Raw genomic sequence first — 13,565 nt, forward strand, 5'->3', positions numbered from 1 at the left:
GCTCCTCGCAATGACGGTGGCAGATTGCTTCATCCTATTACATAACCTTTATAGCAATGCCGCTTCATTAGATAAATAAAAATATCCAAACTTCATGTTTTTTTGTATATTTGAGACGAAACAATCTTTTATTGTATGTTAATCAAAAAGAACATTTCAAATCTTCTAAAAACATATCGAAAATTGTTCGAATGTTTGATGTTTTTTAAAACAGTTTCCTAAGTATCGCATTGTAATATTTTATCAATCTATACCCATTGTGCATTATGTTAAATTTCGTCAATTCGAGTGAATTTTCAGCCTGTTTAGGCTTAAAATTAGTATCGAGAATAGTTGTTTTATTGAAAACCAATAGCTCTCGATACAATTTTTTATCAAAAATCACTCGATCTGACGCTACAATAAGGGAAATTTCAACATTGTATAATGCCTTAATTTATCCACAGAAGAACATTGCTGTTTTTTACTTATAAGTCTTATGAAAACTGTACACACATCTTTTAATCCAGAACGCCCAGCATCGGCACAAGGCAATTTTTACCAACCAATAACCAATAGCATTGGTCCTGGAATGAATGAACGGATTCAAAAACTTCGGAAATTAAGTTTCGAAACAGAACCTTCACTTTCCATAGAACGTGCTTTAATTCAAACAAAATTTTACAAAGAGCATTTTGGAAAACATGCCATTCCGGTGTTGCGAGGAATGAATTTTTTAGAACTATGTAAACAAAAAACCATTTATGTAGGCGAAGGCGAATTAATTATTGGCGAACGAGGGCCTAGTCCGAAAGCCGTTCCAACTTTTCCAGAACTTACCTGCCATAGTGTTGAAGATTTTCAGGTGTTAAATTCACGTGAAATGCAACGTTATACAATATCGCAAGAGGACATTGATACCTATGAAAAAGAAGTGATTCCTTACTGGGAAGGAAAAACAATGCGTGAGCGTATTTTTAGCCACGTTCCAAGTGCATGGAGCGATTTATATGAAGCAGGTTTATTTACTGAGTTTATGGAGCAACGTGCACCGGGACATACAGCTTTAGATGGTAAAATTTACGAAAAAGGAATGTTGAATTTCAAAAGAGATATTCAAGATCAGTTAGACCAATTAGATTTTTTAAACGACCCTGAAGCAACCGATAGAAAAGAGCAATTAGAAGGCATGAAAATATCGTGTGATGCTGCTATTATTTTTGCGGAACGTCATGCAACTATGGCAGAAGCACAAGCCAACACTGAAACGGATGAAAAGCGCAAAAAAGAGCTTTTAAAAATAGCAGAGGTATGCAGATGGGTGCCAGCAAATGCGCCACGTAACTTTCACGAGGCCATACAAATGTATTGGTTTGTACATTTAGGAACGATTACAGAATTAAACGGTTGGGATGCTATGAATCCCGGTCATTTCGATCAGCATTTAACACCATTTTATGAAAATGAATTAGCAGCAGGAACCTTAACAAGAGACGAAGCCAAAGAATTATTAAGTTGTTTTTGGATTAAAGTAAATAACCACCCTGCGCCTCCAAAAGTGGGAATTACTGCCAAAGAAAGTGGTACGTATAACGATTTTACCAATATAAATATTGGAGGTGTAAAACGAGATGGCTCAGATGGTGTAAGCGAAGTTTCATACATTATGTTAGAAATTGTAGAGGAATTGCACGTATTACAACCAGGAAATTCGGTGCATATAAGCTCAAGAACACCCGATCGGTTTTTAACAGCGGCGTGTAAAGTAATTCGTCAGGGTCATGGATATCCGTCTATTTTTAATCCAGATGTGTATATTCCTGAAATGTTACGTCAAGGAAAATCGTTGGAAGATGCTCGTGAAGGAGGTTGTAGCGGTTGTATTGAAGTAGGTGCTTTTGGTAAAGAAGCCTATATTTTAACAGGGTATTTAAACGTTCCAAAAATAATTGAAATCACCTTAAATAATGGTGTAAATCCGTTAACAGGAAAACAAGTTAGCATTAAAACTGGAGATCCAAGAGATTTTAAAAGTTATGAAGCATTGTATGCAGCTTTTAAAACCCAACTTAATTATATTGTAAATCAAAAGATCTTGGTTAGTAATTATATAGACCGCATGTTTGCAAAATACAGTCCAGCTACCTTTTTATCGGTGGTTATTGAAGATTGTATTACAAAAGGAAAAGATTATTACAACGGTGGGCCTCGTTACAACACAAATTACATTCAATGTACAGGTTTAGGAACAGTTACGGATAGTTTAGCGACGTTGAAAAAACATGTTTTCGAAGATAAAACTGTTGCAATGGATACATTATTAAATGCAGTTTCAAAGAATTTTGAAGGTTCAGCAATTTTACGTCAAACCATATTGAATAAAACGCCGTTTTACGGAAATGATGACGATTATGCAGATGCAATAGCACTGCAAGTCTACAACGATTTATTTGATGCCATTGATGGCAAACCAAATACAAAAGGAGAAACTTTTCATTTAAATATGTTGTCCACAACCTGCCATGTGTATTTTGGGAAAATAATGGGTGCAACACCAAATGGACGTTTAGCGCATAAATCTATTTCAGATGGAACTTCTCCTTCCCACGGTGCAGATACCAATGGACCTTCAGCAGTGATAAAATCATTGACAAAGTTAGATCAAACAAAATCTGGAGGAACCTTGTTAAACCAACGTTTTTTACCAAGTTTGTTAAAGCGTGATGAAGATTTAAAAAAATTAGGGCATTTAGTTCGTAGTTATTTTGCGTTAGGCGGACACCATATTCAGTTTAATATTGTAGATACGGCAACCTTATATGCAGCGCAGGAAAACCCAGAAGATTATAAAGATTTATTAGTGCGTATGGCAGGTTACAGCGATTATTTTAACGATATGAACGCCGATTTACAGCAAGAAGTTATTGATAGAACAGAAAATGAATCGTTTTAAATGAGGAGAACGTCAGTTCGAGTAATTTTTGATAAAAAATTGTATCGAGAACTTTTGTTTTAGAAAGTAAAGTTCTTCTCGATACGCTTCTCCTTTGGTCGAAGCACTCGAAGAGACGGTTTTAAGTACTGTGTAACGTCAGTTCGAGTAATTTTTAGAAATGAAATGGGCGGAACATAAATTTCGTCAGTTTGAGTGCTAAATCTATGATTTGGTGTATCGAAAACAAGAAATTTTGAATAAAGAAGTACTTCTAGATACATTGCTCCTAGGGTCGCAGCATTCAAAGAGGCGTAAGGGTTAATGCATGATAACAGTAAATAAATGAACAAATGAGCACAGGTTTAATTTTTGATATAAAAAGATACGCTATAAACGATGGCCCTGGAATTCGGTTAACTGTATTTTTTAAAGGTTGTAATGTATCTTGTCAATGGTGTCATAATCCAGAAAGTATGTCGCCAAAGGTGCAGAAAATGTACAATGCTAAGAAGTGTATTGGTGCATTAAGTTGTATTGAAAATTGTCCAAATGATGCTCTAAAAATGACTTCGGAAGGTATTATAACCGACTATAATGTGTGCAACTTATGTGGAATATGTGCAGAGGTGTGTCCTACAAAAGCATTTGAAATGCTCGGATCAACTATTCTAGTATCAGATTTAATGCAAAAAATTGACAATGAAGCCATCTTTTTTGACAAGTCGGGTGGAGGTGTTACTTTTTCTGGAGGTGAACCTTTAATGCATGCAGCTTATTTATTAGAAGCCTTGAAAGAATGCGGAAAGAGATTGTATCATAGAGTAGTGGATACCACGGCTTTTGCAAGTGTTGAAACCATTTTGGAAGTGGCCCAACACACCGAGCTATTTTTAATTGATTTAAAAGTGATGGATTCTAAAAAACATAAAGAGTATACAGGTGTTTCTAATGAAAAAATACTTTCAAATATTGTTGAGTTGGCAAAAACAAATTGTGAAATCATTTTTAGAATTCCATTAATTAAGAATGTAAATACTTCAGATGAAAATATTATTGAAACAGCAAATTTTATAAATTCTTTAGAAGGTAATAGAAAGGTAATTAATTTATTGCCCTACCATAATATTGCAGAAAATAAGCATATAAAATTAGGAACTCCAACTAACAATCATGTATTTGAAGCTCCTAACAATAGGGAAATAAACGCTATAATTGACATTTTTGGCAATTATGGAATTACGGCTACTATTGGAGGGTAAAATGAGATTGCTGCGTCGTAAAAAACCTTGGCAATGACGAAGTGAAATGCAACCGTCATTGCGAACGCAGTGAAGCAATCTGTTTCTTTGAAACTAAATCAACATCGTAATTATTATTCATGAGATTCCTGCCTTCGCAGGAATGACAGCTTTGATTGAACTGTTATTACGAACAGAATGTAATAGAAAGAAGTAATCTGTTTCTTTGAAACTAAATCAAAAAATATATGTGTTAATCAACAGATTGCCACATCGTTTTAATTAACTCTTATGTTTCTTCTATTTTTTACTATTTAAAGGAATTTCTTTAAAATTAGAAGTTTTAGGTAAGTCTTCAAAAATCTTAACAAAATTTGTTGGTGGAACAGTTAATTTCCGTTTCACTAAATCTATCCAAGCGCCATAAACTTTAATTTCTGCAGATAACACACCATCTTTATTAAAGATTTGGTGACTAAAACGCCAGCGTTCAATTCCTTTAGAAACACCCTCTAATTCCATTTTTACGGTAATATTTTCACCAATATGAATTTCTTTTAAAAACGAAGTTTCTTCTTTAAATAAAATTGGTCCAATATTTAATTTGGCAAATTCATTAATTGATAAGCCGTGTTCTTGAAAGTAACGTACTCTAACTTCAGCAGCATAATCGTTATAGGCTGTGTGACGCATATGTCGGTTTGGGTCAAAATCCGACCATTTTGTTTTAAATTGTACTTCGAAATTCATTTGTTATTTTTTTGAAGTTGCAAATTTAAGGTAAAACATAAAAAGAGCCGAGCAATTGTTCGACTCTTTTTGAAATTATAAACTGTAGAAGACTTCGTTATTGATTAAATAACGGATTTTCTCCTTCTTTTATATGAGCCTTAAAAAGCGGATTTTCTTTATTTTTAAGGGTATCATAATTAGGCTCACCATGGATGGAAGGTATATACACTCTAAACTCACAAGGTTTACATCTTTTATTTCCACAAATTGGTGTAATTTTAAATTGATAATTTCCATACTGTGTGAAATTATAATTAAAAGTACTACCAGTTCCATTAACAATAGTTCCATTCGGATCTACAACTTCCCAAGTGTAATTTACGTCACAATCTTCTGGGTTACATATATAATTTGGAGCTGTAAATACATAATTGTATGTTGGTTTTAATTTAATTGATTTTTTACAACCAACTTTAGATTCCCAATTGCTTTGGAAATTAATTTTCAATTTTGGATCTTGTGGAATCTGTTTTAGATAGGCTTTAATACCTACAGCATCACCACTCCAATCACCACAATCACAATCATCCTGTTGTTGATCACAACATTCAATAATGAATGGGGCACTTCTGTCTGAACATTTTTTTTCAGCATCTTCAACAATAATAGACCACGTTCTAGGTGGATCACAAGGGATAGATGCAGGAATTGTAAAAGTATAAGACCCTGTATTTGGAATATTGCTTGCTAAAACTTGATATACTACACTATTTGTAACATCAAATAAAGAAACGTTTACCAAACCTGTTGGTGTTGTTCCTGACCAATTAACCGTTACAGTTTCACCAGGACATAATTTTTGATCTTGGTCAATTGGTTTAATATCAATTTCACAAGGATCTGGCTCGGTTTGCTGATCACTTGAAAAACAAATGATTTTTTCACATACATTACAGTTTACATCTTTAACTTTTACTTTTAAACAGAAGTAAAACTCTACATCACAACAATCTAAGTTTAATACTTCTGGATATAGAATATCTAGATTTACGGACGAATTAATAATAGAAGGATCTCCAAGCAACCAAGATAAACTACTAGATCCATTGTCACTACCATTTAAAACTAAATTATTAAGGTTTGCAGTTGAAGTAGTTAAGGTTCCAAAAATACCTAAATCGTCTGGTTTACAATCGCCATTTGAATATTCAATATGATAATCTACCATTGAAATTTCTACTTCTTGTAACGGAACGCTTCCTCCATTAATGGTTACATTAAATGAACCATTGTTTTCTTGCAGTGTTGCATCAAAATCTTCAATATCACAACATTCTGTTCCTGTAACACAGGCTGCCGGAGCTTCAGGACTACCGTAATTTGCACTTAACTCAACACCCGAAGTAGCCATTTCTGCAGTCACCGAAACACTTTCATTACAGCAGTTTCCACCACCCGATTTTACCACAGGAATTGTAATTATAAAATCGTTACCAGGGAATATTTCAGTCGTTGGGTTTATATTAATTACCAAACCTCCCGAAGTTGTAAATGGAATAGAAGTTGCCATAGCATCTTCAATAGCTATTTGTCCTTGCACAGTAACACAATCAGGCAACATATCGGTTATAACAATGTTATCTAAAGGTACACTTCCATTATTTGAAACTGTTAATGTATAATTAAATGATTGTCCGTTTTCTACTATTTCTGCATCAGCTTCTTTAAAAATTCCTAATATTCCAACTTCATCAATAGTGTAGTTAACACTACTGCTAACAGTTCCAGCCCCATAAGGAATGGTTGCTTTATTGGTTTTAGTACCAGAAAGCTGAGGTAATATTTCTGCTTCAAATTCAATTACTAAGAAATTGGCTCTGTTGTAATCGCAAATTCCTGGCATATTTGTAACATTCCATTCAGGATTTTGTAAATCTGAAGTGTCTGCAACAACACTAAATGGCGGTGCTATTGGAGCAGTTGAAAAATTAAGATTACAACTATTAATTAACCCTTTGTATTGATCTGGATAATAATCATAAGTTATTGAGCCAGGGTTTATTTGTAAATTCTGATTAGGCATTCCTAAGGCGTCATTAATAATATCGGTTAAGTTTCCTGAACCAGAATTACTCACCATAACTCTAAATTTAATAATATCACCAATTTGATAAATAGGAGGTACTAATGGGTTAGGTGGGTCTAAAATACATTTCTTTATTTTAGGAATAGACTTTGGATTTTCAACAACAAAATCTACACTTGCTGTGGTATTTTGAATACTGTCATCAATTGTAGGACAACTTATACTAGGACAAGGATCAACAGGAGGTCCACCAGGACTTCCTCCGGTACCTGCAGCAACATAACTTAAATTTGCGGTATTACTTATTGTAGCACCTATAGTTGCTCCAGCATCAATTTCGTAATAAATAAATATACTGGTACATTCGCCAGGATTTAAGATAAAACCTGGTCTTGTAAATGTATATGTAGTTGCAGGATAAGGTGGTACAGTAGGTGAAACAGTCCATCCTCCTAAACTCATATTTGTAATTGTAATTCCTGGAATATTTAAATTATCTGTAATGGTTAAATCAGTCCAAGGAACATTTCCATTGTTACAAATATTTAATCTGTAATAAGATTGACATCCTGGCGAATAATTTGTGTAATACGTGCTAGGAATAGATTTCGTAAATGAAATATCGGCATTTGGACTTTGCAACGGGTCTGAAGTTGCTGTTACAGATCCAGACATAGCATCACAAGTTCCATCACCTAAAGTGAAATTGTAATTAGCGGTATTTGTGATGGTAGTTCCTGCATTTCCACAATTTTGTAAGTACACATGCAAATTAGCCGTTGAATTAAAAGACCAAGAGTAATTTACAGGAAATGAAGCACCACTAACAATTGGTACAGAAGGTGTTTCAGTAATTATACCATTTAATTTATAAGTTCCTAAACCAGCCCCATTTGGATTGTTATGGTTTACTTTTATTCTCCATTTTGAAATTCCACATGTTAAATCTCCAGTAACAAATTCTTTAGTTATTGACCAATAATTATCAGCCCGTGCAATTACATTTACAGAAGTTGTACAAGTAGTTATTACCCCTTCACAATCTAATGTTACGGTAACATCAAAAGTACCTACAGCACCATTACAAGTTGTATAACCTGGGAATTTATAGAACACATTAAAGTTATGTCCATCGTTTCCATTTAAAGCAGGTGTTGCTGCATTTTGATAAGTGCCACCACCCATATTAGTAAATGGAATGGCTCCTGAACTTTGAAATACTAGATTAGATGAATTTGTAATACTTACTGTTTTTACACAGCTTGCGTCATAACTTCCTGAAAGCGTAATATTTAAAGCTATGTTGTCTCCTGTTAAGGCTTCCGTTGGTACAGAAACCGTAACATTTTCTCCACTTAAATTACAGGTACTTGTATTAGGAGAAGTATTGACTGCAATTTGCGAGTATCCTATGGTTGTTGCGAATAAAAATACTAGCAACATATATGTTTTAATATTATATATTATTTTCTTCATGTTAGTAATTTTTATTGGTTATTAAAGTTGAAGCAATGTGTGAAATCACATGATTTACAATTACTTTCTTCATAAAATACTTTAACTTTTATACAAACTGTGTATTCAATTTCACAACAACTTGGGTCGAGACCAGAAATAGGCCCAGGTAGACCAATAGTTAAGTTTACTGGAATTGCACCTGTTAATGCCGAATTACTTGTATACTTTATGTTTTTTGTGGCATTATCGTTAGAACTTGGGCTTCCAGAGGCAGTTTCATTTACTAATTGAAAAGAGCTTGAACCGTTAATGGTAGTTCCTGGCATTAAGAACATACCAGATTCCTCAACATTGCTAACACCTTCTGTACAAGCTGAAGGATTTGCAGTATAGCTAAAAGATTGAATTTGAAATTCAATTCCGTAAATAGGGACATTTACATTAATGTCACCATCAAAATTAAATTGATTGCCACTTGCTCCGTTTAATGAAATGTTAAAATTATCGAAAGAGAGCTCCATTTCTTCGCAGTCATCACAAATACAATCTGGTAATTCATCAAAATTAGCACTTACACCGGGTTGACATAAAACAGGACTTGGATCTAGATCGTCTCCTTGCAAACCAAAACCAATGGACGTTACACTTGCAGGAACAGTTACTTCAAAGCAATAACTTACTGTTGAAATACTTGCGCCAATTTGAGTTAAAAGTGTTGGATTTGGACTCACCATTGTATAGGTTAAAGCTGCGTAGGTTTGATTAAAAACCGATAAGCCTGAACCTGGATTTGCAAACGTTAGATCTCCTGATGTACTTGAATAGGTGGAGTCAAAACAAATTTTGAATTTTCTGTTTTCACCTTCGTAACCTAAACACTCAATTTCTTCATTAGAAATGGCAAAATCTATTTCGCAATTGCTAAATGTAAAGAACATGATATCCGATGAATTTCCTATAGTAGTTTCAGTAACTTTCCATCTATATTGCCCATCACTTAAGTTACTTTCTTTAAAAATACGAGTAGCACCTAAAGAAGTACTAGTTGTTTTTTCAATAAAAGTACGCTGTGGTTGTTGATTGCTTCCAATTTTAGTGACTTCAATAATAAATTGAGGATTCGCAATTTTAGCACCAATAACTTGCCAATTGAAATTTTTGATTTCATCAGCATTTTTAAAAATACTGTTGTTTTTTGGCAACACACCAATTATTTTTTGTTGTCTTTTTTTATCTTTTTGTGAAGCATTAGTAAAAACAACAGAGCCACTATTTTTAAGTTCTACCATTTCTCCTTCTAATTCATTAGAAACAAAATATGGATTTGTATGACCTCTAGATGGCGGCTCTATAGATGTGGTAGTTTTTTTACCAAAACTATAACTTAATCCAAATCCGTAGTTAAATACTTGTGGTTGTATATTTTTTTCTGTGTATTGAAATTGTACTTCTCCTCCCAACTTTTGAATCTCATCTGCGGTTATTTCACCATCTTGGTTAAGGTCGATAAATTCTTTTCTACCATCTTGTGCAATAATAGCATCTGAAAAAGCAGACATATAATTTGCTGTAATGTATAAACCAAAATTTGGATTTAATTTATAACCCAATCTTATACCAGCATTATAAAAACCTACGTTCGATGTTTCATTTGTACTAAAGTTGTATACTGGGATTGTGGTTGCAGCATCTGCGTTTTCTACATTAAAATTACCTTCTAATAAAATTGGTTTTACAGACATTATACCAGCACGACCAAAAATGGTGGCTTCAATATCACCAAAGTTTGTTCTATAACTTGGACCAATACCATAGTAAGAAGTTTTCCATTTTTCTGAATTCAATTCAATAGGATATGATGCTTCATTAGCAAATTTTAATAAATTTCCTTCAGTTGGGTTTGAAAAGCTTCCAAGTGAAATTCCTAGTCCAATTTTTGAAAAATAATAAGTTGAAGATACTTCAAAGAAGCTGCCATCAGCGGCATAAGAATTGTCACTAAATGTACTAGTAGCTGATGAAATACCTGCAGCTACCATTACTTCAACTAAGCTCATTTTGTTTTGGTCTGGCTCGGTTACTTTTTTTTGTGAATACCCAATAGTTGTAAACACAAAAAAAATGAGGATACTTAATTTTTTCATAATTTAATTTGATTTTTTGTTAATAGTTCCATTAGTAAATAATGTTCTTATTTGTACATCAAAAAGATCAATGAATTGTTACCCCAAGAAGTTAAAAAATGTTATTTAATTTTTTTAGAATGTGTTAAGTCGTTAATTTTAGGTGTTTTAAAGGGGTTAATAATGCATTCGACTTTTTAGATTTAACTACAAAATACAAAAAACAATTTAATATGCAACATTTGTTACTTAATTAAGTTGTTCAGCTTTTGCCATAAGAAATAATTACAATAGACATTTTAATTAATCTCTTATGTATATTTATTTGAAACTAAGTAGTGCCTTTTAGTTTTGATGAACTTTTGAAATGTTTTGCATAAAAGATTCCAAAAAGATGTGTTTTACTTTCATTTAATATTATTTTTTTAAAGGTGTCAAGGGATAATGTTGTAGCGAAAATACTATAGTTAAAAAGTTGGTATGTTGATGTTTACTTGTTGTTTTTTAAAAGTAATTAGCTAAATTAGGTTTAGAGTTATCACATAGTGACAGATTACTTTAAACTAAAAGAAAAGCACTCCAGTAGTATTTTTTTATACCTCTGGAGTGCTAATGCTGTTAATGAATTTGTTGTTTTCAAGAGTTATAACTTTAATCAACAGTAAAGTTACAACTTTTAAAAATTAATTTTTAACTAAATGATGTTGTGGTTTTAATTTTAGCTCACTTAAAACATTTAAAGCTTCATCTACATAAATATCCTTTTTTAAGTTTTTATGCCAAGCGCTGCGTTTATCTGCTAAATCTTTATCCGCTTCAATTATAGGAAGCTCATACAAAGGTGAATTAAAGGTTAAATTGGTTGTAAAATCTCTAATGGATTTAAATTTAGAAGATTCATTTTTATTATTTTCAATGTCTTTTTTAAAGGCATCTAAACTTAAATAAATAAGCGTATCATCTTGAGAATTTTTTAACCATTTAGCATTTTCATCTATCAGTTTAAAATTATTGTTGCTGGCAACTCTTTTTTTACTATTGTTAATTGCAATATTGTAATTTTCATATTTATTCCATAAGCTATAATTAGCTTCTGGTACTTTGTCGTATTTTAATGGATTTGTTAAATCTCTTTCGCCAATTTCCATATATGTAAACCTGTCTGGTAACATAATATCTGAATGCACACCTTCTAATTGTGTTGAGCCTCCATTAATTCTGTAAAACTTTTGAATCGTCATTTTTAAAGCACCAATATCTTCTTTTAAATTATGGTATCTGTTTAAGTCTAAAACACGTTGTACGGTACCTTTCCCATAGGTTTGTTTACCACCAATAATAACGGCTCTTTTATAATCTTGCATTGCAGCCGCAAATATTTCTGAAGCAGAAGCAGAAAATTCATTAACCAAAACAACTAAAGGTCCATCCCATTGAATTGTTGGATCAACATCTTTTAAAACTTCAGCCATTTTATCCCTAGATTTTACTTGTACTATAGGTCCTTTGTTAATAAAAAGTCCAGAAATTTCAATAGCAGTTTGCAGAGAACCACCTCCATTATTTCTTAAATCCAACACTAAACCTTCAACATTTTCTTTTTTAAGTCGTTCAATTTCCTGAACCATATCTGTTGTTGAATTCCGGTAATTTTTTTCGTCGAAATCTATATAAAATTTAGGTAAATGAATGACTCCAAATGTGCGGTTATCTTTTTTTACAACACTAGATTTTACAAAGGTTTCTTCTAATTCCACAATATCTCTAATAATGGAGATTACTTTTGTTGAGCCATCTACTTTTTTAACTGTTAATTTTACTTCAGTTCCTTTTTTTCCTTTAATATACTGTATCGCATCTGTTAAACGCATTCCAACAATACTAATAGGTTCTTCATCGCCTTGACCAACTTTTAAAATAATGTCTTCTGCTTCTAGTTCACCTTGTTTCCATGCAGGTCCGCCAGAAACTAACTCACTTACTTTTGTATAATCATTTTTCTTTTGAAGTCTAGCACCAATACCTTCTAATTTTCCAGAAATATCTTGATCAAAGCCTTTTTTTGCTTCAGGATCGTAATAGTTAGTATGTGGGTCAAACTCTTTGGAAATACAATTAATATATGTAGAAAACCAGTCTGTTTCAGTTAACTCATCTAAACGCATAAAATACTCATCCATATTTTCTAGTGTAGATTTTCTGGCTTCAATTTCGAGTGCTTCTATTGTTTTTATCTTATAAGATGCGTCCTTTTTTAGTTTATCTTCTTCATCGTTAAGCTTATCGTAAAGTTTAGATAATGTGCTGAATTTTAACTGTTTTTCCCAGTTAATTAGTAGTTCGTTTTTGGAAGCAGCATATGCTTTTGTTTCATAATCTACATTTAAAGTATCTATAGTAGTAAAATTGAAACTGTTTTTTAAAATTTCTTTATAATATAATTTGGATTCTTCTGTACGCTGCGAAAAACGTTCAAATACTAAATTAAAAAAGCTTACATCTTCTTTTTTAATCTGATCATCAAGATCATTTTTAAATTTTGAAAATTCATCAATATCAGATTGTAAAAAATATCTTTTAGTAGGATCTAAGTCTTCAATAAAACTATTAAATAAATTGTTCGAAAAAGAATCGTTTATATCTTGCGGATGGTAATGCCATTGTGTTAAAACATAATTCAGTATAGTTATTAAAACTTTATCTTTTGGATCTGTATTTTCAACACTTTTAAAACTTGTTGAAAAACCCATTATAAAAACTACTGGCAATAAAAATTTAAATTTTCTTATCATTTTTTTTAATATAATCAATTTTATGTGAATTCTAACTACTAAAATAGTGCCATTATCTTAGACTTGTGACCAATTTAACTTTTTTTTATAAATTCAATCAATAAGTTTTGTTGAAACACTATTAATTTTCAAAAAAGATTAAACAAAATTTAAATTGTGACTTTAAGAGTCTTCTTTTTCATAGCTGCTTTAGCACTATTTTGTAAAATTCTATTTTAATGT

General features: G+C 32.2%; 6 protein-coding genes. 2 read left to right on the top strand and 4 right to left on the bottom strand.

Annotated features, from left to right (window positions below; genetic code table 11):
• The first annotated feature begins 478 nt into the window (after positions 1 to 478).
• Both hypD and IEW75_RS04895 read left to right on the top strand, forming a co-directional pair.
• Positions 479 to 2,932 (top strand): trans-4-hydroxy-L-proline dehydratase, encoded by a 2,454-nt coding sequence (hypD, locus tag IEW75_RS04890; protein ID WP_204744166.1) that lies wholly within the window; start codon positions 479 to 481, stop codon positions 2,930 to 2,932.
• 332 nt (positions 2,933 to 3,264) lie between these two features.
• A complete protein-coding gene (locus tag IEW75_RS04895) occupies positions 3,265 to 4,173 on the top strand; it encodes a glycyl-radical enzyme activating protein (RefSeq protein ID WP_134247619.1) in 909 nt (302 codons plus the stop codon).
• Between the two features lie 279 nt (positions 4,174 to 4,452).
• Here IEW75_RS04895 and IEW75_RS04900 read toward each other — a convergent pair whose 3' ends face one another.
• The 4 genes from IEW75_RS04900 to IEW75_RS04915 all read right to left on the bottom strand — a co-directional run bounded on the left by IEW75_RS04900 (position 4,453) and on the right by IEW75_RS04915 (position 13,343).
• Positions 4,453 to 4,902, bottom strand: coding sequence for an acyl-CoA thioesterase (locus IEW75_RS04900; RefSeq protein WP_134247620.1), 450 nt, complete (start codon positions 4,900 to 4,902; stop codon positions 4,453 to 4,455).
• A 97-nt stretch (positions 4,903 to 4,999) separates the two neighbouring features.
• Positions 5,000 to 8,446: a Ser-Thr-rich GPI-anchored membrane family protein gene (locus tag IEW75_RS04905; RefSeq protein WP_134247621.1), complete on the bottom strand. Its 3,447-nt coding sequence runs from the start codon at positions 8,444 to 8,446 to the stop codon at positions 5,000 to 5,002.
• Positions 8,447 to 8,457: 11 nt separating this feature from the next.
• On the bottom strand, positions 8,458 to 10,572 hold the full coding sequence (locus IEW75_RS04910; RefSeq protein WP_134247622.1) for a hypothetical protein: 2,115 nt from the start codon (positions 10,570 to 10,572) through the stop codon (positions 8,458 to 8,460).
• A 662-nt stretch (positions 10,573 to 11,234) separates the two neighbouring features.
• Positions 11,235 to 13,343: a carboxy terminal-processing peptidase gene (locus IEW75_RS04915; protein WP_134247623.1), complete on the bottom strand. Its 2,109-nt coding sequence runs from the start codon at positions 13,341 to 13,343 to the stop codon at positions 11,235 to 11,237.
• Between the last annotated feature and the right edge of the window lie 222 nt (positions 13,344 to 13,565).

The sequence above is a fragment of the Lutibacter litoralis genome, from assembly GCF_014646675.1.
Taxonomy (GTDB): Bacteria; Bacteroidota; Bacteroidia; order Flavobacteriales; family Flavobacteriaceae; genus Lutibacter; species Lutibacter litoralis.

Bases quoted from the DNA above. Each gene is read 5' to 3' on its own strand.
- IEW75_RS04910 (WP_134247622.1), bottom strand. From the start codon at position 10,572: ATGAAAAAATTAAGTATCCTCATTTTTTTTGTGTTTACAACTATTGGG.
- IEW75_RS04900 (WP_134247620.1), bottom strand. From the start codon at position 4,902: ATGAATTTCGAAGTACAATTTAAAACAAAATGGTCGGATTTTGACCCA.
- IEW75_RS04895 (WP_134247619.1), top strand. From the start codon at position 3,265: ATGAGCACAGGTTTAATTTTTGATATAAAAAGATACGCTATAAACGAT.
- IEW75_RS04905 (WP_134247621.1), bottom strand. From the start codon at position 8,446: ATGAAGAAAATAATATATAATATTAAAACATATATGTTGCTAGTATTT.
- hypD (WP_204744166.1), top strand. From the start codon at position 479: ATGAAAACTGTACACACATCTTTTAATCCAGAACGCCCAGCATCGGCA.
- IEW75_RS04915 (WP_134247623.1), bottom strand. From the start codon at position 13,343: ATGATAAGAAAATTTAAATTTTTATTGCCAGTAGTTTTTATAATGGGT.